General features: G+C 66.0%; 31 protein-coding genes. 1 reads left to right on the plus strand and 30 read right to left on the minus strand.

Annotated elements, in window-relative coordinates:
- Nucleotides 1-166: 166 nt before the first annotated feature.
- The 26 genes from D0C15_RS31205 to D0C15_RS31325 all read right to left on the minus strand — a co-directional run bounded on the left by D0C15_RS31205 (nucleotide 167) and on the right by D0C15_RS31325 (nucleotide 21913).
- A complete protein-coding gene (locus tag D0C15_RS31205; protein WP_116051669.1) occupies nucleotides 167-376 on the minus strand; it encodes a holin in 210 nt (69 codons plus the stop codon).
- Nucleotides 373-1245, minus strand: a complete 873-nt coding sequence (locus D0C15_RS31210; RefSeq protein WP_116051670.1) for a peptidoglycan recognition protein family protein — start codon at nucleotides 1243-1245, stop codon at nucleotides 373-375. The genes D0C15_RS31205 and D0C15_RS31210 overlap by 4 nt, the downstream gene beginning before the upstream one ends.
- 1 nt (nucleotide 1246) lies before the next feature.
- Nucleotides 1247-1603 carry a hypothetical protein gene (locus tag D0C15_RS34865; protein WP_211323398.1) on the minus strand — a complete coding sequence of 119 codons (357 nt, stop codon included), beginning with the start codon at nucleotides 1601-1603 and terminating at the stop codon, nucleotides 1247-1249.
- A gap of 246 nt (nucleotides 1604-1849) precedes the next feature.
- Nucleotides 1850-3085, minus strand: a complete 1236-nt coding sequence (locus D0C15_RS31220) for a tail fiber domain-containing protein (protein WP_116051671.1) — start codon at nucleotides 3083-3085, stop codon at nucleotides 1850-1852.
- Nucleotides 3085-5073: a hypothetical protein gene (locus D0C15_RS31225; RefSeq protein ID WP_162830320.1), complete on the minus strand. Its 1989-nt coding sequence runs from the start codon at nucleotides 5071-5073 to the stop codon at nucleotides 3085-3087. Before D0C15_RS31225 ends, D0C15_RS31220 begins: the two co-directional genes overlap by 1 nt.
- A 110-nt stretch (nucleotides 5074-5183) precedes the next feature.
- On the minus strand, nucleotides 5184-6473 hold the full coding sequence (locus D0C15_RS31230) for a glycine-rich domain-containing protein (protein WP_116051673.1): 1290 nt from the start codon (nucleotides 6471-6473) through the stop codon (nucleotides 5184-5186).
- 10 nt (nucleotides 6474-6483) lie between these two features.
- A complete protein-coding gene (locus D0C15_RS31235) occupies nucleotides 6484-7812 on the minus strand; it encodes a phage tail family protein (protein ID WP_116051674.1) in 1329 nt (442 codons plus the stop codon).
- Nucleotides 7812-10265, minus strand: coding sequence for a phage tail tape measure protein (locus D0C15_RS31240; RefSeq protein WP_116051675.1), 2454 nt, complete (start codon nucleotides 10263-10265; stop codon nucleotides 7812-7814). The genes D0C15_RS31235 and D0C15_RS31240 overlap by 1 nt, the downstream gene beginning before the upstream one ends.
- 168 nt (nucleotides 10266-10433) lie before the next feature.
- A complete protein-coding gene (locus tag D0C15_RS31250; protein ID WP_116051677.1) occupies nucleotides 10434-11000 on the minus strand; it encodes a DUF7426 family protein in 567 nt (188 codons plus the stop codon).
- Between the two features lies 1 nt (nucleotide 11001).
- A complete protein-coding gene (locus D0C15_RS31255) occupies nucleotides 11002-11502 on the minus strand; it encodes a phage tail tube protein (protein WP_116051678.1) in 501 nt (166 codons plus the stop codon).
- Between the two features lie 11 nt (nucleotides 11503-11513).
- Nucleotides 11514-11945: a minor capsid protein gene (locus D0C15_RS31260; RefSeq protein WP_116051679.1), complete on the minus strand. Its 432-nt coding sequence runs from the start codon at nucleotides 11943-11945 to the stop codon at nucleotides 11514-11516.
- 5 nt (nucleotides 11946-11950) lie between these two features.
- Complete coding sequence (locus D0C15_RS31265) at nucleotides 11951-12280, minus strand: hypothetical protein (protein ID WP_116051680.1); 330 nt, start codon at nucleotides 12278-12280, stop codon at nucleotides 11951-11953.
- Between the two features lie 13 nt (nucleotides 12281-12293).
- Nucleotides 12294-12641 (minus strand): hypothetical protein, encoded by a 348-nt coding sequence (locus D0C15_RS31270; RefSeq protein WP_116051681.1) that lies wholly within the window; start codon nucleotides 12639-12641, stop codon nucleotides 12294-12296.
- 163 nt (nucleotides 12642-12804) lie between these two features.
- Nucleotides 12805-13113, minus strand: a complete 309-nt coding sequence (locus tag D0C15_RS31275; protein WP_116051682.1) for a hypothetical protein — start codon at nucleotides 13111-13113, stop codon at nucleotides 12805-12807.
- Nucleotides 13113-13637 (minus strand): hypothetical protein, encoded by a 525-nt coding sequence (locus tag D0C15_RS31280; RefSeq protein ID WP_116051683.1) that lies wholly within the window; start codon nucleotides 13635-13637, stop codon nucleotides 13113-13115. The genes D0C15_RS31275 and D0C15_RS31280 overlap by 1 nt, the downstream gene beginning before the upstream one ends.
- A gap of 25 nt (nucleotides 13638-13662) precedes the next feature.
- Nucleotides 13663-13944, minus strand: a complete 282-nt coding sequence (locus tag D0C15_RS31285) for a hypothetical protein (protein WP_116051684.1) — start codon at nucleotides 13942-13944, stop codon at nucleotides 13663-13665.
- Nucleotides 13945-13949: 5 nt separating this feature from the next.
- Nucleotides 13950-14117: a hypothetical protein gene (locus tag D0C15_RS34365; RefSeq protein ID WP_162830321.1), complete on the minus strand. Its 168-nt coding sequence runs from the start codon at nucleotides 14115-14117 to the stop codon at nucleotides 13950-13952.
- Nucleotides 14118-14199: 82 nt separating this feature from the next.
- Nucleotides 14200-14538, minus strand: a complete 339-nt coding sequence (locus D0C15_RS31290) for a hypothetical protein (RefSeq protein ID WP_116051685.1) — start codon at nucleotides 14536-14538, stop codon at nucleotides 14200-14202.
- Entirely contained in the window at nucleotides 14538-15779 is a 1242-nt protein-coding gene (locus D0C15_RS31295) for a phage major capsid protein (protein WP_116051686.1), read from the minus strand. Before D0C15_RS31295 ends, D0C15_RS31290 begins: the two co-directional genes overlap by 1 nt.
- Before the next feature lie 14 nt (nucleotides 15780-15793).
- Nucleotides 15794-16945 (minus strand): HK97 family phage prohead protease, encoded by a 1152-nt coding sequence (locus tag D0C15_RS31300; protein ID WP_162830322.1) that lies wholly within the window; start codon nucleotides 16943-16945, stop codon nucleotides 15794-15796.
- 2 nt (nucleotides 16946-16947) lie between these two features.
- Nucleotides 16948-19002: a phage portal protein gene (locus D0C15_RS31305; RefSeq protein WP_116051688.1), complete on the minus strand. Its 2055-nt coding sequence runs from the start codon at nucleotides 19000-19002 to the stop codon at nucleotides 16948-16950.
- A gap of 1 nt (nucleotide 19003) precedes the next feature.
- Entirely contained in the window at nucleotides 19004-19156 is a 153-nt protein-coding gene (locus D0C15_RS34370) for a hypothetical protein (protein WP_162830323.1), read from the minus strand.
- A 15-nt stretch (nucleotides 19157-19171) separates the two neighbouring features.
- Nucleotides 19172-20806: a terminase gene (locus D0C15_RS31310; RefSeq protein ID WP_162830324.1), complete on the minus strand. Its 1635-nt coding sequence runs from the start codon at nucleotides 20804-20806 to the stop codon at nucleotides 19172-19174.
- Nucleotides 20733-21056: a terminase small subunit gene (locus tag D0C15_RS31315; protein WP_116051690.1), complete on the minus strand. Its 324-nt coding sequence runs from the start codon at nucleotides 21054-21056 to the stop codon at nucleotides 20733-20735. The genes D0C15_RS31310 and D0C15_RS31315 overlap by 74 nt, the downstream gene beginning before the upstream one ends.
- 180 nt (nucleotides 21057-21236) lie before the next feature.
- Nucleotides 21237-21629 (minus strand): P-loop nucleotide/nucleoside kinase family protein, encoded by a 393-nt coding sequence (locus D0C15_RS31320; RefSeq protein WP_162830325.1) that lies wholly within the window; start codon nucleotides 21627-21629, stop codon nucleotides 21237-21239.
- Nucleotides 21629-21913 carry an HNH endonuclease gene (locus tag D0C15_RS31325; protein ID WP_162830326.1) on the minus strand — a complete coding sequence of 95 codons (285 nt, stop codon included), beginning with the start codon at nucleotides 21911-21913 and terminating at the stop codon, nucleotides 21629-21631. Before D0C15_RS31325 ends, D0C15_RS31320 begins: the two co-directional genes overlap by 1 nt.
- Before the next feature lie 55 nt (nucleotides 21914-21968).
- Between D0C15_RS31325 and D0C15_RS31330 the strand changes: the two genes are divergently transcribed.
- Nucleotides 21969-22301: a hypothetical protein gene (locus D0C15_RS31330; RefSeq protein ID WP_162830327.1), complete on the plus strand. Its 333-nt coding sequence runs from the start codon at nucleotides 21969-21971 to the stop codon at nucleotides 22299-22301.
- Here D0C15_RS31330 and D0C15_RS31335 read toward each other — a convergent pair whose 3' ends face one another.
- The 4 genes from D0C15_RS31335 to D0C15_RS31350 form a co-directional block, all read right to left on the minus strand.
- Entirely contained in the window at nucleotides 22302-22496 is a 195-nt protein-coding gene (locus D0C15_RS31335) for a hypothetical protein (RefSeq protein WP_162830328.1), read from the minus strand.
- On the minus strand, nucleotides 22481-22723 hold the full coding sequence (locus D0C15_RS31340) for a hypothetical protein (RefSeq protein WP_116051695.1): 243 nt from the start codon (nucleotides 22721-22723) through the stop codon (nucleotides 22481-22483). Before D0C15_RS31340 ends, D0C15_RS31335 begins: the two co-directional genes overlap by 16 nt.
- A gap of 143 nt (nucleotides 22724-22866) precedes the next feature.
- A complete protein-coding gene (locus D0C15_RS31345; RefSeq protein WP_116051696.1) occupies nucleotides 22867-23100 on the minus strand; it encodes a hypothetical protein in 234 nt (77 codons plus the stop codon).
- A complete protein-coding gene (locus tag D0C15_RS31350) occupies nucleotides 23100-23906 on the minus strand; it encodes a hypothetical protein (RefSeq protein WP_116051697.1) in 807 nt (268 codons plus the stop codon). Before D0C15_RS31350 ends, D0C15_RS31345 begins: the two co-directional genes overlap by 1 nt.
- Between the last annotated feature and the right edge of the window lie 220 nt (nucleotides 23907-24126).

Below are 24126 nucleotides of genomic sequence, written 5' to 3' on the forward strand. Positions count from 1 at the left end.
CCGCCCACATCGAAAACGACGGCGACGTGCTCGAGGAGCCGCGCGAGTTCCGACTCTGCAGCGCCTGACCCCCCGCACGCAAAGGAAGCCCCCCGCTCAACCATCCATCAGGACGGGAGCGGGGGGCTTCTCTGTGGGCCGCCGAGGTAGGGGCAGCGGCCCAGTTCTACTTGGCCAGCGACGCACTCTCCGGGTCGCCGACACGGCGCGCGGCGAGGGCCTTCAGCAGCGACACCAGCGCGGCGCCACCACCCACGCCGAGCGCGGCCTTCCAGTCGAGGTTCAGGACGTTGACCGCGTCCAGCCCAGTGACCGACAGTGCGCCGCCTGCGAACGACGCGACCGCCCGCTCCGCGAGATCCTTGAAGTAGTTCATGCTTCCTGTCCTTCCTCGGTGGTTTGCTCCGCCAGTCGCTGCGACAGGGCGGTGATGATGGCTTCGGCTTGACCCGCGTTGTCCGCGCCCAGGGCCTCGCGCATGACAGCGTCGAGGTCAGGGAGCAGCACGGCGGCCAGCTGCGGCGCGAGCGCCTCAGCGACGTCGCCGGCGTCGATGCCGTTCTTGCGGGCGAGCAGGTTGGTGTTCACGGTGACCCGCCGCTGGGTCTCGGCGAGGATCGCCAGCACCGACGGCCATTCCTTTCCTCCCACGCTCGAGCCGTAGAACAGCCCAGCGTGAACGGCGTTGATGTCGCGCTCTGCTGCTGCGCTCATGTCATCTCCTCCTGGTGCGGCGCCACCGCCACCTCCGGCAACTCTGGGAATGATGTGGTTCTTGACCTGCTCAATACGCGGGCCGCCCGGACAGGTCTTCGCTGAGGGCGTCCACGGGCCGGGTGCGCCGAACTGCACGTGCCAGCCGATACCACTGCCGTACGCCGACTCGATCCGGCGCTTCGGGATGTCGTGGGTGTCGCAGATCCACTTGACGAGACGCACCAGCGCATCCAGTTGCGCCGAGTTCCACGACTTGATCGCGCGGTCATCCTGCGTCTCGATCGACACCGCGAACCCGTTCGCGTTCTTGTTCGCGTCCGCTCGGATCCCCGTGTCCATATACTGCTCGATCGTGCCGTCGTTCGCGACGTAGAAGTGGGACTCCAGGTTCGAGTTGTTCTGGAAGAACCCGTACAGCGATGACGCACCACTCCATGCGGTGTGCAGGATGACGGCGCGAGGCGTGATGCCGCCTTGAGTGTGGTTCTCCGAGAGTGGTCGGTGTACCGCGAATGGGCACCATGCCATGTCAGGACTCCTCCGGCGAGACGTAGGACTCCACTCGGTTGAGGGAGTCACGCAACGACGAGCCGCCGTTGGGTCGGAACTCGGCCTCCACCCGAACTAGTCGGTCATCCATGGCGCTGAGGTGTTCGGTGTTGGCGGTGACCCGGGTCTCGATGGCCTGCATTCGTTCCATCGCGCCGGGCTGCTTGTCCCTACCCGGTCGGGCGGGTTCGCCTCTCCAGTCCTCCAGGAAATCGGTGAACGGCCGCCACACCCGTCGGATCGCGCGGGTTGTCTTCGCCACAACCTTTGACACGGCGGTGAGGATCGCGATGGCCGCGACAACTCCTCCGAGCCACGGCAGGATTTCAGCGTTCACTGTGGCCTCCAAGGCGTCGAGGCGCGTACGGGGGGGCGCTACGGGACTGTTGGGGTGACTTCCTGCTTGACTGTCTCCCACTTTTGGGGCGGGTACATGTCCGATGGGTTGTCGAGGAATTCGAAATCCGTCGATCCGTGCACGAAGTCAACGAATGCTTGGAAGGCCGCATCCGAAGTGGCCTCATCCGGTGCGGTTCCGCCCATCGGCGTGAAGGGGCGGAATTCGATCTCCGTGGCGAAGCCGTCAAGTCCGACCTTTCCGATGCGCGCCCGGTATTGACGGTGCCCAGTCCCCATGTCCTGCGGTTGGCTGTACGACATTCTCAGTACGTCCCATTTCTTTTCGTTTCGGTTTCACGGTCGTCTCAACATCCGGTTCCGGTTCGGCTGAACGATCGTCGAGTGCAGACATTCGCAACTCCAAATCCTTGAGCCTTCGATCTTGATCCTTGACGATCTCCAGCAGAGCGACGGATAACCGGTCGTAGGCAACGGACTGGGGAACACCGTCCTCGTCGTAGTCGACGAAGATTCCCAACCCAATGCCGTCGACCTCTTCTGCAATGAACCCAACGCCCCACTGGTCGGTGCCGGGATCGGCCTCGACCTTGCCCTTGTCCCTCCAGGTGCGTGGCCGCAGCCGTAGCGCTTGGCGGGGATCTACCTGCACGTCCTCAATATCGGTCTTGTACCGCTGTGAGGACGAGGTTCGAATGATGATCCCGGTCTCACCGATATAACAGTTCGCGCTTCGCGCTGTGTCCAATACGTGGGTAATGAAGACTTGGTTCGCGTCAGAGTTCAGCTGGATCTGCTGATCGGCGTTCAGGAACAGGGTCGTGCCCGCATGGACGACTACCTGCCCGCCCTTGCCGTCGACGTAGACGGCTCCGCTGGCGAGGACATTGGCGTCACCTGCTTGACCGTCGAGCCAGGCAGTACCGCCGGTGCTGCGCACGAACGCGTCGCCCGTGCCTTGTAGCGTCGCGCTACCACCGGCCGCCTCGACCATGGCCGGCCCGGCGGACCGCGCGTAGAAGTTCCCGGGATCGGCCTCAGTTCGTCCCCCGAGGATGATCCTGTTGTCACCTGTCGTGCCGAGTTCGCGCGGCGGGATGATCTCCAGCCACAGCGACTCACCGATGTTCTGCGCGAACAGGCGCCCGTCGCCGGCAACGGCGGTGGGTGTGGGCGGCGGGATGATGTCGATGCCGTTCCCGACCACCTTCACACCAGCGAGGTCGTGTCCGATAGAGCGGAACGTGCCTCCCTCGACGACGATGTCTCCACCGTCTTCGACAGTGAGGCCACCGCCGTTCTGCAGCCGGATGCCGCCCTCGCCCTTGACGCGGACACCGCCCGCGCCGATCGTGGACGACTCCAGACGCCGGGCGCCCCGCAGCTCACGAACCGTGGCTTCGAGTTCCCGCAGCCGGCGCATGATGTCGCCGTTGCTGAACGCGGCATCACCCAGTGCCATCAGTCCACCTCCAGCAGGATCGGCTTCACAATTCCGGCCTGCATGTCGAGCTCCCAGCCGATAGCGCGGGCGGTTCCGGTCACGCCGAACGGGTGGCGGTGCCCGGTCAGCTCGTAGCCGATGTCGTCGCCGAGCCGCCAGTCGAGACCGAGGCGGGGGTAGGCGTCCCAGCGGGCGGCGATCTCCCACGTCTTGGCGCCGTCGCGCATGCGCCCGAGGTTGGCGACGGCGTGGTCCGTTAGCACACCAACGTCCTTGATGGACGACGACGGGGAGAACCGCCGTTCCCATCTCGGCCACCCCGGCAGGATGTCGTCGATCTCCGACGACTCCGGCCGGTCCTCGCCTTCGCCGGAACCGGTGGCGCGGAAGTGGTTGGCGCCCTTGCCGTCTTCGTACGACTCGGCGTGCTCGTAGGTGGCCTGGCTGGACCCCTCCGTGGTGAACACCGCGTCCGGGTTGGCGGACGGGGTGCCGATGCGTTTACGCATCCGGAAGACCTTGGCGATCTCCCGCCGGGTCGAGTCCTTCCAGTCGACGTCGATCGTCCACTCCGGCCCGCCCTGGACGTCCATCAGTTCGGTGAGGCGTTGGTAGACGGTGCCGTCGTCGGTGTGCTGGTAGGCCCGCTCCCGCAGCGTTCCGGTGGCGGGGGCGTCCACGATCAGGTCGATGCCCTCGGTTTGTGCGTCGGCCACCAGCCCGGCGGCGATCACCGACGCTTCGTCCTGGCCTACCCAGGTGTGGTCGCCGACGTAGCGGCGGGCCAGGTAGCCCTCGAGCGAGATGGTGCCCAGCTGAAGTTCCGCACCGGTGCCGCCCTTGCGGGTGAGGACGATGAACGCCGCCGCGGGTACGTCGTTCACGACCGGCACGATCATCGTCTGCCCGGGGACGGTGGCCTGCTCCCAGATGTGGGCCAGCGACTGCCCCTGCCAGGAGAACGATCCCGGCCCGGCGATGGGGATGGGCATCTTCAGCCCGTGGCTGGTGTACGTACCCAGAACCCGCGACACCGAGCCCTGAATTTCGGGCAGCTCGGCGATGATGCGTCCCGAAACGAGGTCGCAGCCCAGCCACGTCACCGACTGGCGCACCGACGCGACACCCACATCGGGGCGCGCCGGTTCCACCGGATCCGGATCGGGCTCCGCCTCGACCTCGGCAGTGAGGAACGTCCTGAAGATGTTCCAGATCGACGGGGAGTTGTTCTGCCACGCCGAGTACCACACCCGGTAGCCGGTGGCGTCGCCTTCGGTGTCGAGGATCATCGTGGCGCGGTAGAGGTTGTCGTGCTCCCCGACCTGGACCCGCGGGGTGACCGTGGTGCCGGAGTTGGTGAAGATCAGCCCGTCTTGGCTGGCGATGAACAGGTTGTCACCGTCGAGGCCCCCGCTGTCGGTGGTGATGTCGGTGAGCAACCCGACGTAGGAGTCTTCGACCTTGTGGATCGACAGGTGCCACGACTCCTTGCCGGTCTGCATCGGCCCCATGTCGACGGTGGCGGGTGCGGTCCAGCCGCTTTCCGGGTTCGCGCCGCCCTCGAGCCGCACGACACGGTTCGGTGAGGGGACGATGTCGACGGCCCACATGATCCAGCGGCCGTCCTCGTACAGCATGGATGGGGACAGCAGTCGCAGCGCGGCGGCGTCGGACACCCAGTACTGGATCTTCGGGGCCCAGGTGACACCGTCGGTGCTGGTGGAGTAGTAGAGCTTCTCCTCTGTGCCTGTGCTGTTGACGTCGTAGAACCGCCAGAACAGGTACATCGTGTTGTCGGGGTGAAGACGCAGATCGACGTCGGAGTTGTATTCCGGCTGCCCATCCGCGTCGTCGATCGGGTTGACCAGACCTTCGGGCACAAACCAGCTGACCCCGTCCGCCGAGGAGACGATGTTGGGGTCTTCGTGATCGTCGTTCCCCCCCGGGTACGGGGTGTGCGCCATCCAGTACTCGAACCCATTCCACCCGCCGGGAATGTGCACCACCGACGGGTGGGTGGTTTGCCCCCCTGCAGGCGACACATGCGTCGGGATGATCAGCCGTGTCCCGACCGGCCCCGACACACTCGAGGGGTCGTTCGCGCCCGGTGCGGCCATCAGAAGTACTCGGTGACGATCACAATGCCAGCACCGCCGGCACCACCGGTCCGGGCGGTGGAGTTCTCCACACAGGTCGCGCCACCACCACCGCCGCCGTACTGCTTACCGGCGAACCCGGTCGAGCTGGGGCCGCCCCTGCCGCCGCCGCCCTTGCCGAGTTGTGACGGCCCGCCCATGCCACCGACACAACCCTGCAGGCCACCACGGCCCATGGGCCCACCACCACCGCCGGGGATCTGGATCTGCCCGGTGATCGCCTGCGTGGAGTCCGCGCCATGCCCGAACCCCGTGGACGCGGAGGTGGCGATCGCCGAACCCCCGGCGCCGCCAGCCGCGGACACCAGCGTCCCGGACGCACCGAACGAGGAGGTTCCGCCAGCGTTGCCGCCGCCACCGGACACCCCGCCGCCACCGGCGCCCACAGTGACCTGCTCGCTGGCGCCGAGCGCGGACGCCGCGAACGTCGTGCGGGCATAGGCCCCGCCTTGTCCTCCCGCGCCTGCCGAGGACTGTCCCGCGCCTGTGGCTTGCGCACCGCCGCCAGCACCGCCACCGCCTTGCACCTCCACCACCGCGTACTTCAACCCGAGCGGCTTCGACCACGTGGTGGACGCGGTGTACCGCTGCTGGTTGGGTGCTTTGGTGGAGGCGGTGGGCTGCCACGCCGCGCCGTCCCAGATGACCAGGTTGTCACCATCCTGCTGGAACGCCGTCATGCCCTCGTACAGGCCGTCCGTGGGCAACTCGCCCGCGGTGCGCACCGGTAGCACCCCGCCGGACGCGACCGCGAACGGAGTGTTGACCTCGAGCGTCGCGCCTCCACCACCGGACTGCGGCACAGTGACCGTCGCCAGCCGGAACGACCCGGCTGGCACTTCGGGCTCGACCGGGGTCGCCCCAGGGGTGCCTGCCACGACGAAGCTACGCGCCCGGCGGAATCCGGACGCATCCTCGTCGTGGTCCTGCACCTGGCACACGACGATGTCCTTGCGCGGGTTCGTCCCGTCCGCGGGGTTCAGCTCGTGGTTGGTTTCCAGCAGCGCCACCCGATACGCACCCGAGATCGATGTGACCGCCGGATACACCACAGCCGGAACGTTGTGCACCGTCACCGTCGTGCCCGCCAGAGATACCGCATCCGCACCCGGCCGGACGCCCTGCCGCGCGCCGAGACGGTCCGCCACACCACCGAACATGAGCACGGCCTCGGTGCGCCGCAGCTCGCTCGCGGCGTAGGCCGGTACTCCTCCGGAGGCGTTGATCCAGGTCGGGTCCACGTCAACCATGCGTTGCCTCCTAATGCCACGCCGAGCGGAAACTTCCGCTCAACGTGGCGACGTCGTTGTAGTTGGGGCTGGACCACTGCAGGGTGTGCGTCCCGGGCGGAAGAATCGGCCAGTCGCCGGAGGTCTGGCCCCGGCGCGATGTGGTGCCGTTGAGCAGCACGACCCGGTTCGCGGTGTCCACATCGAGCCACTGGCCCGTGGTCAGTTCGAGGTCGAACGTCAGCCGCTGGAACGATCCGTCCGCGCGCACCAACGTCACGGATGGGGATGGCACCGGGCCGTCGATCCGTAGGAACAGCCCGGTCTCGGCTTTACCGGAGTTGGTGATGACGACGAAACCGTCAGCCGCCACACCGTCCACAGTGAACGGAACCGTCAATCCGGCCGCCGCGTCATCGACGAACCGTGCGCCGTCGATGTAGAACACATCAGCCGCGGTCGGGGTGAGCCGCTGCCACACCCTCCCCGAGGCCGACACAGCACCGGCCGGGGCGGTAGCGGACAACCGCAGTCGAGTCCACACCCCGGCAGGAACGTCAACATCGGCGCCTTCGACCTGGGTGACCTGCGTGCCGGTGCCGTCCAGCCAGCGAATGACGGGACGCATTGCCGACCAGCCGTTCGGCGAATACACCCACGCCGTCCACCGGTAGGACCGGCCCTCGGTGACCGCTGGCGCATCGGCCGACGAGATGCCGTACACCCCGGTCGCCGCGACACCATCCGGGGTGGCCAGGCCCGACGCGGCACCTTCCATCGCCTGGGCGGTCGAGCGGGCCAGGGTTCCACCACTCGCGAACCATCCGGCGGTGTCGACCTCGAAACCGTCGTTGGTGTTCAGAGTCGCGGCCGGAGGGATCGTCAACCCACCCGTGAACGTCGGCAGCCCGAGGGCAGTCACCACGGTCTCGGCCCCGGCGTAGATGAACGGATCCAGCGCGACGAACGCGGCCTTGGTGTACACCAGGCCAGTGCCGAGCATCGACGCCTCCGGCTCGACCATGCGCGGTCGGCCGAACATCACGTACTCGACGCCGCCGAGCATCCACCGCAGCTCAACGTCCAGGGTCGACTCCCCGACCGGCCGGAACGCCGCAGACAAATCCTGATGCAGTGCCATCCACGATGCCGCGTCCGTACCCAGCACCTGTACCCGCAGAGGAACAGCGACCTCAGTCGCCCACTCCACACCCGACCACGAGCCGTGATTCCACGCTCTCGCCCCGGCCTGATCCGCCCTGGCTGTGCGGGCCCACGGGTTGAACTCCAACACCTTGTACTGGGTGCCGCGGCCCATCACCAAGTCGCGTACTGACACCTGGCCTTCGATCAGGGCCATCACGCCACCCCGTTCATCGCGAGCTCGTTCTGTACCTGCGACAACCTGAACTGGTCACTGAACGCCTTCACCTCGAGGCGTTCCACGGTGATCCCCTTCAGGAACTTCTCCACGTTGCCCCGGGTGAAGTCCTGGCCAGTGGAGGAGAACCGATTCGAGATCTGGTCGTTCAAGCCCCGCACGTTCTGGCTGTTGCCGTAGAACGAGAAGTCCTCGAACAACTTCCCCCCGCCCTTGACGTGCTTGAGGATCTCGGCCGCAGCCCGCTGCATCGGGGATTTCACGGTGGCGGCGACACGCTGAGCCGCCCGCACCACATTGGGTATGCCCATGTCGATTCCGGCAGCGAGCATCTTCGAGATCTGCCCACCCGCGTAGCCGTTGTTGAGGACCCGAAGCGGACCCTTCTTCACCGGCGAGCCGGGCAGGAAGTCGGCGATGGTTCCTGCGACGCTGGAGATCGCCGACCCGACGGAGCCGATCATGTTCTTGATGCCGTCGATGAGCCCCTGGATGATCTCCTTGCCCTTGTTGAAGAGCAGGGAGCCGAGGTTGCCGACCGCTTCGAGGATCCGGCCCGGCAGGCCACGCACCCAGGCGACCAGCTCACCCAGTTTGGCGATCGCTGAGGCCCGGACCTCACCGAACCAGGCGGCGACCTTACCCGGCAGGGAGCCCAGCCAGCCGAAGAAATCCACCACCTTTTGAATGCCGCTGCGCACCCAATTCACGATGGCCGTGACCCTGTCGGACACCCATTTCCACACCGCGTTCCACGCTGCCGTGGTGACACGGACGATGGTGTCCCAGTTCGCGACGATCAGCGCTACGAGCCCGATCACGGCGGCGATGACCCACCCCACAGGGCCCATCGCGATGAGCCAGGCCGCGGCCATGCGGGCGGCCTGAATCAGTGCCTGCGCGCCCATCAGCACCCATTTCGCGACGAACGCGGCCGAGGTCGCGACCATCGTGGCGAGAGCCGTCGCCGCAGCAGCACCGGTCGACAGCAGCCACGCCCCGGCCACGATGCCCGCGTGCAAAACAGCCTGTGCGCCGAGCAGCAGCCACTTGCCGATCATCCCCAGGATCGCGATCGAGTGGGCCGCGGCCCCGGCGATAGCCTGGGCCTTCATCGCAACCCAGGCGGCGACACTGCGAGCCGCGGCGATGGTCGACTGGACGCCCAGCGCGATCAGGTGCGGGATGAACACCGCGGCGATCAGGGCCCCGATGATCGTGATGGGGACTTGGTTGTCGGCGATGAACTGCCCGAACCGCTGAACCGCAGGGATCACCGTGCCGGTGAGGACCGCGCCCACCGCCTGCAGCGCGGGCCCGAACATGGTCGCCAGAAACCTCGCGACGTTGGTGACGATCGGCAGCACCATGCCGCCGACGATCGTGACGAACGCCTGCTTCGCCTGCCGGCCAAATGACGTGAGGTTCGTTGTGGCGTTGTCGTTGAGCGTCTGCCCCGCGCGCTCCGAAGCGCCAGCGACATCGCCGAGCGCGGTCTCTGCTGAGGAGAGGGACCCGAGGAACTTCGGGATCTCGGACACGCTGAGGTCTTCGAGCGGCGTGCCGAACAGAGCCAGCGCCGCCGTGCTCTGCTCGGTGGGGTCCTTGATGCCCTGGAGGCCAGTGATGATCGTGTTGAACGCAGTCTTCGCAGTGTCCCCACCAGCGAGTAGCTTGCCCGTCATCTCCTCCTGGGACATGCCGAGAGCCTCGTAACCGGCGGCCGAGGCCTTCGACATGTCGGTGGCGCGGATCCCGAACTCCTTGATCGCGTCACCGGTTTTGTCGATGCCGAACATGCCCTTCTCGGAGGCCTTGACCAGCAGCCCCATGGCCTGCTCGCCCTTGATGCCCACGGCCTCCATGAACGGGCCGTACTCGTCGATCGCGTCGAGCAGGTCCTCCCGCACCGCGGTCGGCACCTTCTGCATCGACGCGAACAACAGGTCCATCGCGTGCACGCCGTCTTTGGCGATCCCGGACGTGATCATCTGCCCGGCGACCTGCGACGCCCGCGCCACGTCGACCTCGAAGGCCGTGGCGAAATCCAGCACCTTCGCCGTCATCGCCTCGACATCACTGGAGGTGGCGCTACGCATGCCCTTGATGGAGGAGATCACCGCGCCGACTGCGGTGTTGACTTCCTCCATGCTGCCGCCGTAGGCGTTGGCGTACAGCGAACCAGCGACAGCACCGATCCGTTCGGACTCCGCCACCGTCAGCCCAAGCTGTGCTGCCAACTTGTCGTTGCCCGCCTCGATGTCCATCGCGCCGGCGAGGGCGATCCCGAGCGCTGCGCCGGCAGCGGCGCCGATCACCGCCGCTGTCTTTGCGAACCGCTTGAACTTCCCCTCTGCCCGGTTCAGGCCTGAGTCGACTTTGGAGTCGTCGACACCGATGACTCCTTCGATCTCACCTACCGTGAGTGCCACGACTCCGGCCCCCTTCCGTTTTCTCAGGATTGAGGGCCCGACACAGCCGGGACTCCGGCTCAGTCATGAGGCCTTGAATGCGGAGACGTAGCCAGCTCCACCGCCGGGACCTCAGCAGCGCCCGGTCGTCCAGGTCGATCCGGTAGATCTGGTGCAGGTCAAGCTGGATCAAGTCCCACTTTTCGAGGACTTCCGCCCACCCGTGCCCTTTCTGGCCGTAGCCTTTCGGGAGGTCGTACCAGCGGCTGAGGCCTTCTTCGTTTTGCTCGCCGGTTCCGTAGCTTTGGATCGACGCCCCGCCCGGTTCGGCGCCGGTGCTTTTCCCAGCGACTCCCAGTACTTCTCGGCAGTCTGCCGGTCGAAGACCGCGTCGAACATCGATGTCATCGCGGCCAGCTTGAGCGCGTTCCAGGGGACGCCGTCGTCGGTCATCTCCTGGTACACGTCCCGCGAGCACCGGCCCTCAGGCAGGGGGTCGCACTCGGCGTCATCTTCGTTGCAGGGGTGGAGGATGTCCTTGAATAGGTCCAACTCCTCCATGTCGTCGAGGACGACCTTGTCCTTGTCGGACAGTTCGCCCTTGCGCCCCTGGCTGACGTCGACGCCGAACGCGACCACCGCCTGCAGTCGTGGCCCGAGCTCGGCGGAGATGGGCGGCAGTGAGTACGTCTTGCCTCTGATCGGCAGCTTCAGGCCGCCGATCTCGTACCAGTCGCCGAGGTCCTTGAACGCCATGTCAGACGGTGTCCGGGTGGGTGATCGGCTCGAGCTTGCCCTGGCCAGTGAGGGTCACCGACACCATGTCCAGTTCGTCCATGGCGCCACCCTCCGGGGACCAGGTGACCGCGGCGTTGCCCTTGTACGCCTCGACCCTGGGCCCGCCGGGCTCCATCTCGTAGTAGCGGATCTGCGCGGAGTTCGCGACGCCGAACTTGCCCACCGACTTGGTCCGCAGGAACTCCTGGCCGGGATCGTAGGCAGTGGCGTCGGCGGCGGTGACTTTCCGAACCACCTTGGCTTCCACCGCCCATTCCTCGGCGGTCTTCGTCTGGGACTTGTAGCCCTCGGAGTCGTAGTCGGAGTCGTCCTGCAGTGTCGGATCCATCGCGGGCTTGAACTCCGTGATGCCGTGAACCCCGACCCAGGTGGGCGTGGCGTCGGTGCCGGTGTTGACGTCGAGGTACCACTTCCTCGTGGTCGTCGACGCACCGAGCGGGACCTTGGTGGTTGCGGGCATGACTGATCTCCTTACTCGCGGTGAGTCGACGGCCGATGGACCGTCAGGTCGTAGTTGTCCGTGCGTTCATGACGACCGTTGTCGTCGATGCCGAGAGGGAACGTCGAGATTCGTCTGCTGTAGACGACGCGAATCCCATTCGCCGTGGCACGTAGGCCTTGCAGCGCGTCGAACACAGCGTCAGCCAGGTCGTCGGCCTTGCGCGGGTCGGCGTCCGGACCCCGTGTCCGAACCTGCATCGTCACGGAGGAGTCCGATAGAGACGGATCGTCCGAGTTGTTGTACGCCGCCAGCGCGATCAGTGACGGCGGCTGCTGCGACGGAACGCCAAGGACGATGCCGATCTCAGCGTCAAGGTAGGCGCCGGTGGGCCTCCACACTCCCGCACCTGCCGCGTCGAGGTGCTCGGCGATCCCGGTCAGCAGGTTGGTGGTGAAGCCCATGATGATCAGTCGGTGGTGATGGCTACGGTGACTGACGCGACCGCCGAGTACGTGATGTCGATGTTCCCATCAGCGGGATCGGCATACAGCGACTTCAGCAGCGGGATCTCCGTGAACGCGCCCGCAGCAACCGCCACGACGCGATCGGGAACATCGAGTCCGACGACACTGCGGTGCACGGGAATCGTGACGGTGATTGAGCCTGCGCTGGCGTTGTCGACCTTTAGCTTCGCGCGGTCGTTGGACGCCTTGAACGTGTCACCGGCGACGTCGGCGGAGGCGAAGGTGACCGCAGTGCCCGCGGTGTCAATCACCTGCGCGGTGAGTGCTGCCATGACGTTTGCTCCTCTACTGGAGGTTCTTCTTGATGTTGGTCGCGATGAGCCCACCGATCTCGTCGGCCAACTCGCGCATGGGGTTCTCGAGGTACTTCGCCGTCCCGTCGGGGTGGCGGATCTCGAGCTTCTCGTGGGCGATCGCCGCACGAGCGTCAGGGAGGTTCTTGCCGTAGCTGATGACGGCACGCAGGTTGGCCTTGTCGACCTCGAGCTCACCGGACTGCCGCAGCCTCGCGGTGTCCTCCGGAACGCGCTTTTGGGACTCGTTGTACACAGCCTTGCCGGCCGCTTCGATGCCGTCCGCGGTCCCCTTACTGAACGCTGCCTTCACCTTCGCGCCGTGCCACTTGAAACTCATCGGCCGCACTTTCGGCATCGCCCGCAGGTGGGGCAGGGACTAACAGCCGGGGCGAGCGTTGGCTTAGCGCCTTGCGCGGGCCCGCTCGGCACTAGGGGGAGATCTTCGGCGGTGACCGGGCGGCTTGAACCGGCGTAGCCGCCACGAGGTGTGTTGCTGCTCTTCACTTGAGAAACACCTCCAGGTGATCGAGTGGGGACCGGCCACCGGTAGAAGGGTCCGTAATCGCCAGCACCGTCGTCGTCCTGCCCTTGACCGTGACTCGTGACCCGGGGGGAGCCAGCACGCTGGTATCGCAGTACGCAGTCGCCGAGGACACAACTTCCTCGCCGGCACTGGATCGGACCAGCTGCACCTTGTCCTCAACCCGGCACTCCACTGCCACCCCGGTGCCGAAGATCGGCCCGTAGGCGCCACCGCCCTCGTACGGCTCCACCGTGATCGTGTGGGTACGGAAGTAGCTAGGCAGCATCAGAAGCCGACCCGGATTGTGAAGTCGTCGAGCGTGTCCAGAGGGAAGCCGGCCTCAGCTGACGGAGCCTGCGACCGCAGGGTTCGCGACCACGAGCCCAGGGCCTCCTGGGTAACGGTCGCGTTCACCTGCTGTAGCTGGCTGTACAGCGCGATCAGGGGCAGCAGTTCTGGGGGTGTCTCGGCGTACCCGTGCACCATGTCGGCCTCGATGGTCTCGAAGCCGCCAGGCCAGCCGTACTCGCGGTAGAGCACGCCTGATTGCGACTTGCGCCAGCCGGTGACGTCCACGGGGCTTTCGCCCGATGTGTCGCGTACTGCAGTGACGTCAACCAGGTGCCGTGTCGGCAGCAGCAGGAATACCCCGCCGTTGGCGTTGATGACCCGGGTCTCGGTCACTACGGGCGCGATGTGCCACCCGGCATCGCGTCGCAAAGCGGCGACGGCCGCATCCACAATGGAATCGGTGAACGGGGCCCCAGGGAAATCGTTCAGTTCGGCCGGGGTTACGAGCGTGTTGGTCATGGAACGGCCCCTCCCCGATCAGTTGTCACAGGACGTAGAGGACCAGTTCGGACGAACCCGCCTCGCGGTCGACAAAGACCCCGGTAGTGATGGCCACTGCAGGCAGGGTGATCACCTTCGACTCGTTGGCGGCGAGCTCGACCACCGCGATCACTGGGTCCGTCGCGGCTGTACCGTCGCGCAGGACGACAGAAGCCACAGCCGCAGTGCCCGCGGACTCGCGCACGGTCAGCCCGACCAATGTGGCCGCACCTGTGAGCGCTTGATCGTCTGTCGCAGCGCTGGCGACGTGAATGGGTCGTGGCATGGGGATCAGTCCTGCGCGATGATGCCCGCGCTGCGGAGAGCGGCGAGGGCACTGTTCAGCGCGTCCCTCAGTTCGATCTCGTTAGCTGAGGGCGTCGTCAGTGCCACGTCCGCGATTCCGGGGCCGTGGGTGGGCGAGTGGGTGTCCTCGTCCCAGAACTTGGGTTCAGGCATGGGTCGTTCCTCCGAGAGGTGAGGTGGTCCAGACAGGGGCCGAGGGGCGGCACCCGGCCCCTGTCCGAAACCGTGAGAACAACTAGCGCCGCGTGCGCCGCTGCGTCGGCTTGCCCTTGCGCGCGGTCGGTTTCTCCTCGGCCGACGTGACGACCGGAGCGTCAGTGCTCTCGGGGTCCTGGGTCTTGACCTCGGGAACCTGAACGACCTTGGCCTCCGGCGAATCCCCGGCAGGCTTGGTCTCAGTCGTCGTCACCGGCGGGGCCGTCGTCACTGGCGGGGCGGCGAGTTCCGCCAACCCACCCGCGACCAAGGAGTCTGCCTTGTCCTGCGATACGTCGAACGTCTGTCCGCTCGTGACCGAAACACAATCGCCGTCGACGTATGTGGCGAACTCGGTCCTGGCGGTGACGGCGACCATCAGAGCTTGTACCAGGCCAGGGCCTTGGGCCGGATCACGTCGCCACCCACCCGGTGGGTGAACAGCAGGCCGATCTTGCCCTCGTCGGCGTAGCGCTCCTCGAGTCGCTGGACAGTGAGACGGCGGCGGTCGGCGATCATGTAACCCGACTTCATGTCGCCGAACATCACCGACTTGTCGGTGCCAGCACCGGCGTCCGCAGTGGTGGTAATGGCGGGGAGGCCGTCGACCGTGTACCAGCGGTACCCGAACAGGGTCGGGGGCTCGCCGAGGGCGGCCTTCTCCTGCAGCAGGTAGTTGCCCTCGGTGTTCTTGAGCAGTGCGATGGCCTGCTCGGCGGAGGTGTGGCCCATCCACACGGCAGACGAGGACTTACGGAACTGGGCGGGCACCGTGAAGGGCACCTTCTTCAGTTCGTCGCCGACCACGGTCTGACCGCTCGCCGCGGTGACTCCCTGGGTCACGTCGGCGTTGACAGCGATGCCGAACGGCTGGCCAGTACCGGAACCGGCGGCGAACGCGTCGTCCTCCATCTCGCCGAACTTCAGTGCGAGGGCGGACCGGATGATCTCGGCAAGGTTCTCGTCGCTGTCCTCGAGTTCGTCCCGCCCCAACTTCACCAGAGCGTTCAGGTCGTGGACGACGATCTGGTCCTTGTCGGCCGGAGTCGCGGCCAGACCGTCGGTCGCAACGGTGCCGGTCTCCAACTTGCCCCATCCGGCGGAGTTGATGACCACGTTGCCGATGTCGACACGGTTCTTCGTGGTCGGCCGGATGAAAGCCAGGTTCCGGAGTACGCCTTCGCGCGGCAGTTCCTTGAGGATGGTCCCCGAGAAGTCGACCGGCACCAGGTTCTCACCGGTGGCGTTCTCGACGAGGTCCGCCTTCTGCTCGATGGTGAGGGCGTCGAGGCCCTTCCGGCAGTAGTCGAAGAACGCCTGCCCCTTGCGCTCCTTGCGCTCGGAGTCGAGCAGGAACTCGCCAGCGCTCGTCCCGCCTACCGAGCCCTTGAACTCGCCGGCGCCCATGTCGTGCTTGTAGACCGGCTCGTCCAGGAACGACTCGTTGTCGGTGAGCGCCTGCTCACGGTTCCACTGCTTGCGGTACTCGGCCGCCTTGCCGAGGTGACCGTCCATCTGGTGTGCGGCTTCGGCGGGCATCGCCTTGCCCTCGAACTCGTCGTTGATCGCACGAGCCTGGGCTGTGTGCCGCGCCGCCTTGTCCAACAGAGGATGTGCCATGACTGTGTTTCTCCTTATCGGGATGGCACTGACTCGACGTCGCTCGAGGATTCGAGCGACGCGAGGCGTTCACTGAGTTCCGCGCGCGTGGCGACGGGCCGGGGAGCGTCGGCCTGCTTGAGGAAGTCCTCGAACAGCTCGAGACGCTTGGCCAGGCCCGCAACGTGGGCGGAGTCAGCGATCGCCTGGGGATCGCGGTCGGCGAGTAGTGCCTCGCTGGACCAGCGGTCCCATCCCGAAGCGCCCTCGTCGGGCGGCGGCGCAGCTTCGTCAGCTACGGGTGCAGTCGGGGCTGCCTTGGCCTCTGCCTCGTCGGCAGGGGCGTTCTTCGCCCCGGTCTCGTCGACCGGGATGTATGTGGTCACCGCGCGCACCTTGACGGGCTCGCCGGTGAGGGTGACCCCGCCGCTGGCGGACACGGAGTAGGTCTGCTCGAAGATGGCCGACTCGGCGGGGCTCTCGTCCTCGAACCAGACGTGGCTGGCGTCGAAGTCACGGATCCAGCGCCAGCGGTCCTTGTTCATCGAGACGTCGTTGCGCAGGGCTGTGGCCAGCTGCTGACGGATCTCGTTGACCGTGGCTTTAGATTCCACCTCGCTGCGGTAGGTGGGGTCTGCCGTTTCGATGTCCTGGGGGGAGGCGATCTCGTGGATGAGCGCCTTGCGGTCATCGTCACCGAGCTCGGCGACCACCGACTTGACCCGGCTGATCGTCGCGGCTGGATTCGCCGGCATCACCACGACGGAGGTCTCCCAGAGCTTCAGCTCCTTCAGCAGACGTACCCGCTGGCCGTCCTTGGTGTCCTCGAACGCGTGGTCCATCGTCTCGTAGCCGATGGACATCTTCTTGAGATGACCTTCGATCAGCTTCGTGCGGGTGTCCTGCGCGGACGGCGCCTTGGACAGCTTCGCCTTGATCCACAGGCCCTTGTCGCGCTCCTCGGCGTCGAAGATCGTGCCGAGGACGTGCGCGGTGCTGGGAATGTGGTCGGCGAGCAGCGGGATGCCGTTGGCCTTGATGTTCGCGATCGTCTTCTTGAACGCGCCTTTTACTACGATGTCGCCCTGCAGATCGACGTTGCCGAACGTTGACGCGAAACCCTCGAGGGTCTGGTCGTCGTCGGCTGCCTTCCACTCGATCGGGACGACAAGCCTTTCGAGTCCCATGGTCAATTCCCTTCCTCGAAGATCACGCTGCATTTGCAGTTGATGCGTTCGTCGTCCGGCAGGCTGGAATCCCCCGGCCAGCGGGCGCCGTTGCTGAACTTCTCCTTCACCGAGACCGTCTCGCCGTTCAGGCGGGCATGAGCCGACCGAGGGTCTCCGGAGCTGGTGACCCAGGTCTTGGTACCGAGCCCCGCGCGCTTCGCGGTGTCGACCGCCCCGAACCCGGAGGATTGGGTGGCCAGTGAGGTGGCGAGCTCTGCGGCCCGGGAGGTCGCGGCGATCTCGAACACGTGGGCCACAGCGTCTTCCCACTCGGCTTCCTTGGCCGCTTTCGCGACGTCGTCCTGCGTCGCGGCGTTCCACGCGGCCGCGGTACTCGCGGCGACTGACTCCAGCCAACCGTCCATGATCGAGACGTCCTCGTCTGGATCCACCTCACGCGCCGACGCCCTGGCGAACACGGTCGTATGCGCCAGCAGCACCGCGGTCAGGGCCGTGTTCCACCGGCGCACGTCCCAGGCCTTGACCGCCATCGCCTTGGCGTTGGCCTTAGCCAGGTCGACCATGATGGCTTCCTGCAGGTCACCGACGTACTTCGCGATGGCCTTTGTGAACCGCTCCCGCTCGGCGTCGGTGACCTGCTTCTTCACCTCGGAGGCACTCAGACGCTTCTGGCTCGCGTACTTCGGCGGGTCGCCCTTGCTCATCCAATGAAGGGCCTCAGCGATGCGCTTCTGGTCATCCGTCAGCGGCTCGTCCGGCTCGTCAACGGGTGAGGTGCCGGGCAGCTGCTCGAACAGCGGGCGTCCAGCGGCGTCGGTCGGGATGACACCCGCGGGCCGGAGGTACACATCGGCATCGGGGTTCGTGGGCAGGCCGACCTGGCGGGCGAACTGGTTGATGGTGATACCGCCGGCGCGCAGTGCCTGGGTCGCGAGCTCCCAGCGCTTGCCCTCCGACTCACGCAGAGCACGGACCAGGCTGTTGTCGAACCGCACAACCTTGCGCCGCGGCCGCGGACCGGTCTCGAAGTACGGCATCAGCTTCTTCGCGATGGTCTGCTGCATCCGCTGCTGCAGCGGCATCAGCGTCTCTTCCCAGAACGCGCTGCGCGCCTCCCCGTAGTTCGCGAACGTGCTGCGGTCCAGTCCTGCCTTGGCCCCGACTAGGATCGGGGGTACGCCGAGCGCCATGCAGATCCGCGTCTCGCTGATGGTCCGCAGATCGGGAAACTCGAGGTCCTTGAGGTTGAGCCCCAGGACGTGCGGCTTCATGCCCTTCTGCAGGAACGCTGGAGCGCCGCGCCGATTGCCCCCGAACTTCTGGAACCACTTCGCCTCGAGCCGCTCGGTCAGCGCCTGGTCGATCTTCTGCTCGGTCTCGATCACCACACCAGGCACGGCGCGGTTCTGCAGGAGCGCCTTGACGAAGTCGGTCGCCTCGTTGTCCAGCGCGACCGCCCGCAGCGCGGGCCGTAGTGCGGGCTGACCGAGGTAGGGGTCCAGCGGGTTGGGCAACTTGAAGTGCACGACGTCCGTGCCCAGCGGGACCTCGCGGGAGTAGTCGAGCACGTAGCTGTACTCGTGCTGCCCGTTGCGCTGCGGCTTGATGCGCACACGGTCCGGCCGCAGCGGCCACAGCTCAACCGGAACGCCCGCCCTATTAAGAACGATTTCCCAAAAAGCATTGCCCGCTAAATCTAAATGAATCGAAGTTAATTCCATCAATTCAAACTCGGACAATGCTGCGTTTGGATTCGAAATCAATACACGCAACGGGTGGTTCTCTCGCGGCTCGCCGATACCGTCGCCGCCATACACACGCAGCGGAGCTTCCGGGAACGACGTCGCCTTTTCCATGATGCAGCTGTAGACCAGTTCATTGCGCCGGAAGCCGACGTTCGCGTGCGACTCGAAACCCGGCTCGGGGTAGAGCGCTTCGTCGCCAGACCCGCCGCCCAGGATCGACGACAGGAAGGCGCCACCGCCGACGCTCTTGACTTCGGGCGCGCTCGCACCGGACGTCTTGGCTTCGGTCTTGCCTGTCAGCCAACCCATGTCAGGCGCCCCAGCCGAGGACGATCGAGATCAGCACGAGCAGGAAGCCCACCAGCAGCAGCGCCGGGCCGAGACCCCACTGCAGGTACGCGCCCGTCGGGGCGGCGCACACGCCGACCCCCAGGCACGTCACAGCGATACGGGCTCGCGTCATCGGCGGTGTCCTCCCTCAGAAGATGTCGGCATCGGGCAGTTCCTCTGCCTCGTGTGTCAGCAGCGCCCACAGCGCGCCGGTCACTGCCTTCAGCGGCGCGGCGTCGTTCGGCGAACGGGCCAGGTCCCACACCCACGCATCGCCCAGCGGTTTCGTCACAGCCGTCGCGGCTGCGAGGTCTAGGACTGGCTGGGGGCGGTGGTATACGCGAATCTCGCGAGCAGGCTCTTCTTGCTCGTCCGGTTCGCCGTCCTCCACCGCGGCGCGCACACGGTCGTAGAGATCGCCGCACGATATCCCCAGGTCGGGGCCTTTCCATTCGACGACCTCGACCCCGGCCCTACGTAGCGGTTCGATCAGGCCCGACTCTGGCGCGTTGTTCGACTGAACCACGACTGGCGCGGTCTTGATCGCCTCGTCGCGGCCGGTGTCGGTCAGCCAGGGAACCACCCACTCCGAGCCGGTGCGTTGCGCGATCACCTCGACGTGCGGCAGCCCATCGGGCCGCCACCCCGCCACACCGATGTACGTCGTGGACCTGTCCCAGGAGGTTGTCACACAAATCGTCAGATCCGAGTCCTCTGCAGCCGCAGAGTCCGCCTCGGTCGTCGCCTCCCATGAGCCTGGCGGGAAAGGGCCCTCCAACGATCCGTCGGACCATTGGCACAGCACCTCGGTGCGGAAAATCCACTCCGGGTCGGTGCGTGCATCACTGGCGAGCGTGCTTTCCCGGATCCGCCACCCGAGCGCGGGGTTCGCCTGCGCCCATGAATCCCGGTCACTAATACTGGCACCGGGTGCCGCTGACCACTCGAAGATGGCCAGCGCGGAATCGTCGACCTCTTCGCCATCGTCGAGTAAGTCTTCCGGCGCCTCGTCAGTATTGAGCCCATCAGGGTCACCAAGGTCGGCGTGGGCCATCTTGCGCAGGTACCGGAGCACAATGCTCGTCGCGTCGCCAGCATTCGAGATCCCGTACACCTGGGCACGCGACTTGGCGTTGGTCGTCTTCGTGACCGCGCCCCATGCGTCCCACGACTGATGCTCGCGCAGCTCGTCGAGGAGCACCAGCTCCCCCGAGAGTCCGCGGCCTCCGCGGCGGGTCGCGGCCTTTACCTTGTACTCCTCGCCGGTTCGCAGGCGGAACTTCTTCCGCCCCGCCCCCTTCTCAACCTTGGCGATCTCGACCGACAACTCTTCGGTCTCCTCGGCCATCTCCACCGACTCGGCCCACAGGGACTCGGCTATCTCCAGGTCTTGCGCAGTCCCGATAACCAACGAACACCGGTCGACGTACATGCGCCACAACGTGAGCGCCTGCATGACGGTGGACTTTCCGTTCTGGCGTCCGACCAGCAGGATCACCTTACGGAAACGGAACACTGGATCGCCCTGCTCGTCCACCTCTGTGGGATGAAGTTCGAGCGCGTGGAGCAGGAACCACTTCTGCCAGGGCATCAATTCCAAGCGGAGCGAGTCCTCCGCAAAATCGATGCACTCGTACCCCAGAGTGGTCGAGCGTGTCAGCGGCCTAAGTGGTGGCGTAAAGATCCGAGGAGTTTCGCTGCCCCGCCTGTCAGGCCGTCTCGCCGTGCTTCTTCGATGGCGCCGGCCGCTTTCGGAGGTCGCGGACTTCTGCGAGTTTGCCACGTGCCCCCTCCTTGCCAAGGCCAGCTTCATGCCGCGACTTCGGCGTCGCGTACATCTCGCGAAGAACGTTCATCAGATGCGGCACGAGGTACAGGGCCTTGGTGACCTCCTGACCCTCGCCGCTCTTCATGGCGGCGTCGACACGCTCGGCGATGGTTCGTCCCGACTCGACCAGCGCAGCGTCGAGGTCTTCGACGAGTTCGCTGTTCGCGGCTACCGACTTCTCGAACGCGCCTCGAATGTCAGCCATGGAATCCCCACCTCCTCCCCTGCTTCCGTCGCGCGCGTGCATGCGCGCGATGGGGTGGGGTCCTCTCCGGTAGATGGCCCAGTCCCCCGGCGTTTGGCCCCCTGCGGCGGCTGAGCTCGCCGACCCCCTCCCCCACTCTCTGTAGTCAGTGACGGTGGGTGATATTGGGGTGGGTCTTGTTCACCACCGTCGGGAGGTGATCCCGATGTCTGGTTCGTACTTGTCCCACCAACTCGTGACCGCTGCTATCTGGACGTGGAGCGGCGGGCGTGGTCTTGCTCGACTGATGACGCGCTCGATGCACAGCTTCGGGTCGGTGTCAATCACCTGGACGTGAGTGGCGTCGATGAGTTCGGCCGCCTTGGCTCGAGCCGAGCGGGTGGCGCCGGAGCGGATGACGACTGCCCGTGCACCTGGTGCGTGGCCGAGGCGTTGCAGTGCCGTGCGGAAGTAGCGCTCGTTGTTGTTCCACTGGGGATCGTCGATGTCGTAGACGGGGAGGTCGAGGGAGTGGGCGTGGGTGGTCTTGCCTGCCCCGGGGGGTCCGCAGATCAGGACTACGTTGCGGGGCATCACCACCGCCGGGAGGTGGAGCCGAGGGTGGGCTTGCCGTCGCCGTTGCCCTTGCTGCTGTTGCATCCGAGGTGTGCGGCGTCGAGGTTGCTGGGATCTTCACGGAGTTCGGGGTGTGTGGACCAGGGCTTGATGTGCTCGACGGTGAACGAGCCGGGGTCGGGGTGTCGTAGCTCGTAGTCGATCTTCTGTCCGCATCGGCAGCATGGTCGTCGCTGTGTGCGGAGGTCGGCGGCGAGGCGCTTGAACCGTCTGGTCGTTCGGCCAATCGTGTGACCCGCCATGGGTAGTCCTCCCCACGGTGTAGCGCTGGGGGTGTCCTTGGCGATGGGGTGGGCCATGAGGACATTCGTCGGTGTGATGTGTGCTGCCCTGGTGCTGGTTGGCTGTTCGGTTCCCGAGGAGGAACCGGTGGACCCGTCGAAGCTGGACCAGGCGGGGCGGTTCGCGTGTGAGGACTTCGGGACGGGCTATGAGTCGGCGCAGACGGGACAGGCTCGGGTGGAGTTGGCGAACACGGTGAACGAGTGGGCGCCTAAGTCGCAGACCACGGGGTTGGCTGAGGCTGGGAAGGCGTTGGGTAACGCTGCTGACTTGACGCCGGGTGCGTGGCAGTTGGCGGCGGATTCGTTCGCGCAGATCTGCTTGGATGCGTCGGGGGTCGAGCAGTAGTTACTGGTTGGTATGGGTGCGACCTGCGGGTTCGGCGGTAGTTTGATCTTGGCTTTGGCGTTTGAGGTCCCGGAGCAGCATGGCCAGCTGCACGAACTTGCGCCTGTCGCCAGCTTCGAGGGCGAGGTCGATACGGGCCCGGGTGATGTTGATGCGGATCTGTTTCGTGTCTCGGCACGTCACCGTCTCCACCATCCCTTCGCCATGTGCCAGGCCAGCCAGCCGCACCACCCGAGGAACGCGGGCACCAGCAGGAAGCGGCGCCAGTGCAGCGGGTCGACACCCAGCCACGCCCTGAACACGGTGGACAGGGTGCCGGAGGGCTTGTCGGGGGCGCGGTCACGGAGGGCGGGGAGCTCGAGGGCCAGGAAGGACGTCAGGGTCGCTGCGAGCCACAGCAGCCAGCGGTGTGGGGCATTCACGATCGCCTCCCTGCAGGAGAAAACCCCCGTGACCTGCTGGTCTACGGGGGTTTCGGGTGGTGTCCTACTCGGACACGACACCCACTGTGACCAATCTACGCGTTCGCGCTGGTCGCAGGCAAGACGGGGTGATCTACGGCGTGTCAGATGCTCCGAGGTCGGCCGATCGTCAGATCGAGGTTGTACGACGAACCGCCAGTAGGTCGGCGCTCTACCCACATGCCTTCCGGGTTGGACACCTCCTCCGATGGGCGATCGACAGTGAGGACGAAGTTCTCGATCGGGCGGGACTCGTCGCGAACCTCATCGAGGATGTTCTCGAGGTAGTTGATCAGCTTCTGGCGCTTCTCAACCTCGGGGTCGATGTGAGCTTCCATCAACTGGCCTCTTTCTGGGTGTCGTGGAGCAGGTCGAGGACATCCCCGATGCGGTACAGCGGATCTTTCCGGGGGTCGTCGTGCCGCGGTGGATGGGGCGTGAGCTTCCCTCGGTGAGCGTAGCCACGGATCGCCGCTGCCGACACTGGACGGGCGAGGCGAGATAGTGCCCTGGAGATGTTGGTGGCGGTGTCGAGTTGGTCCTCCGCGACCTCCAGGAGACGCTTCCTGCGGGCCTGGGTGTCCCAGTCCGATCCGCAGGTGGGGCAATGCACCCATGTCTGCTCGGGAGTGCAGTAGAGGTCTTCGGGGCAGACCTCTCCGCCTACCTCGTAACCGCACTGTCCGAGGTAGACCTTGTCCGCCGGTCGGTCGATGACCCTGCGGACGGTCCTCACGGCGGAGGTGATCTCGTCGTGCAACTCCCCTGCTGCGGGATGGTCGGCGAGGAGTCCGGCGAAGTCGGCCATCCACCCTGCTGCTTCGACCGTGGTCGTGGCGGTGAGGGTCAGGTGGGTGTAGGTCTCGGCGAAGTCCCTGGCCCACGTGGAGATGGTGTTCTCCAGCATCCACTTCGCCTCACTTGCAGCCTTGTGGAACATCACCGGCTGATCGGAGCCTCCCGAGGTCTTCATGGGGGTGCCGAACTGGTGCTGGCGAGCCAGCGTGGTGACGAGTTCCTCGTACAGGCCAGGCCGGTAGTCGTCCACGTTCCCCCGCGCATGCTCCCTGGTTCGGAGGATGCCGCCGTGGACGATCTGCCGGAGGTCGGTCACCACCTCGGTGAGGCAGGTGGTGCACAGCATCGTCTGAGTGGGACGAGTGCAACCTGTGGCGCAGGGTTGGGTCACGCTGCCCTCACTTTCGGGCATGGGGTGTCAGGGGAACAGTGGGTCATACACCCGGTGGGGGTGGGTTTGCCGCACTGGGTGCAGTGGCCGTGCTCGTTGCGTTCCAACTCCCCCACACGCTTCTCCAGGGCGCGAACCGTGGCTTCAAGTTCGGTCAGGACTTCGCCGGTCAGTA

Origin of the sequence: Amycolatopsis palatopharyngis (genome assembly GCF_003385185.1) — a bacterium.
GTDB classification, from domain to species: Bacteria; Actinomycetota; Actinomycetes; order Mycobacteriales; family Pseudonocardiaceae; genus Amycolatopsis; species Amycolatopsis palatopharyngis.

Excerpts from the sequence above, each read along its gene's own strand:
- D0C15_RS31220 (WP_116051671.1), bottom strand. The coding sequence starts at position 3,085 with ATGGCACTGGGTGATGCCGCGTTCAGCAACGGCGACATCATGCGCCGG.
- D0C15_RS31290 (WP_116051685.1), bottom strand. The coding sequence starts at position 14,538 with ATGGTCGCCGTCACCGCCAGGACCGAGTTCGCCACATACGTCGACGGC.
- D0C15_RS31265 (WP_116051680.1), bottom strand. The coding sequence starts at position 12,280 with ATGGCAGCACTCACCGCGCAGGTGATTGACACCGCGGGCACTGCGGTC.
- D0C15_RS31260 (WP_116051679.1), bottom strand. The coding sequence starts at position 11,945 with ATGGGCTTCACCACCAACCTGCTGACCGGGATCGCCGAGCACCTCGAC.
- D0C15_RS31205 (WP_116051669.1), bottom strand. The coding sequence starts at position 376 with ATGAACTACTTCAAGGATCTCGCGGAGCGGGCGGTCGCGTCGTTCGCA.
- D0C15_RS31235 (WP_116051674.1), bottom strand. The coding sequence starts at position 7,812 with ATGGCCCTGATCGAAGGCCAGGTGTCAGTACGCGACTTGGTGATGGGC.
- D0C15_RS31210 (WP_116051670.1), bottom strand. The coding sequence starts at position 1,245 with ATGGCATGGTGCCCATTCGCGGTACACCGACCACTCTCGGAGAACCAC.
- D0C15_RS31270 (WP_116051681.1), bottom strand. The coding sequence starts at position 12,641 with ATGAGTTTCAAGTGGCACGGCGCGAAGGTGAAGGCAGCGTTCAGTAAG.
- D0C15_RS31295 (WP_116051686.1), bottom strand. The coding sequence starts at position 15,779 with ATGGCACATCCTCTGTTGGACAAGGCGGCGCGGCACACAGCCCAGGCT.
- D0C15_RS31335 (WP_162830328.1), bottom strand. The coding sequence starts at position 22,496 with ATGGTGGAGACGGTGACGTGCCGAGACACGAAACAGATCCGCATCAAC.
- D0C15_RS31320 (WP_162830325.1), bottom strand. The coding sequence starts at position 21,629 with ATGCCCCGCAACGTAGTCCTGATCTGCGGACCCCCCGGGGCAGGCAAG.
- D0C15_RS31350 (WP_116051697.1), bottom strand. The coding sequence starts at position 23,906 with ATGCTGTGCACCACCTGCCTCACCGAGGTGGTGACCGACCTCCGGCAG.
- D0C15_RS31300 (WP_162830322.1), bottom strand. The coding sequence starts at position 16,945 with ATGGGACTCGAAAGGCTTGTCGTCCCGATCGAGTGGAAGGCAGCCGAC.
- D0C15_RS34365 (WP_162830321.1), bottom strand. The coding sequence starts at position 14,117 with ATGCCTGAACCCAAGTTCTGGGACGAGGACACCCACTCGCCCACCCAC.
- D0C15_RS31285 (WP_116051684.1), bottom strand. The coding sequence starts at position 13,944 with ATGCCACGACCCATTCACGTCGCCAGCGCTGCGACAGACGATCAAGCG.
- D0C15_RS31280 (WP_116051683.1), bottom strand. The coding sequence starts at position 13,637 with ATGACCAACACGCTCGTAACCCCGGCCGAACTGAACGATTTCCCTGGG.
- D0C15_RS31305 (WP_116051688.1), bottom strand. The coding sequence starts at position 19,002 with ATGGGTTGGCTGACAGGCAAGACCGAAGCCAAGACGTCCGGTGCGAGC.
- D0C15_RS31345 (WP_116051696.1), bottom strand. The coding sequence starts at position 23,100 with ATGGAAGCTCACATCGACCCCGAGGTTGAGAAGCGCCAGAAGCTGATC.
- D0C15_RS31325 (WP_162830326.1), bottom strand. The coding sequence starts at position 21,913 with ATGGCGGGTCACACGATTGGCCGAACGACCAGACGGTTCAAGCGCCTC.
- D0C15_RS34370 (WP_162830323.1), bottom strand. The coding sequence starts at position 19,156 with ATGACGCGAGCCCGTATCGCTGTGACGTGCCTGGGGGTCGGCGTGTGC.
- D0C15_RS31315 (WP_116051690.1), bottom strand. The coding sequence starts at position 21,056 with ATGGCTGACATTCGAGGCGCGTTCGAGAAGTCGGTAGCCGCGAACAGC.
- D0C15_RS31250 (WP_116051677.1), bottom strand. The coding sequence starts at position 11,000 with ATGGCGTTCAAGGACCTCGGCGACTGGTACGAGATCGGCGGCCTGAAG.
- D0C15_RS31255 (WP_116051678.1), bottom strand. The coding sequence starts at position 11,502 with ATGCCCGCAACCACCAAGGTCCCGCTCGGTGCGTCGACGACCACGAGG.
- D0C15_RS31275 (WP_116051682.1), bottom strand. The coding sequence starts at position 13,113 with ATGCTGCCTAGCTACTTCCGTACCCACACGATCACGGTGGAGCCGTAC.
- D0C15_RS31330 (WP_162830327.1), top strand. The coding sequence starts at position 21,969 with ATGAGGACATTCGTCGGTGTGATGTGTGCTGCCCTGGTGCTGGTTGGC.
- D0C15_RS31230 (WP_116051673.1), bottom strand. The coding sequence starts at position 6,473 with ATGGTTGACGTGGACCCGACCTGGATCAACGCCTCCGGAGGAGTACCG.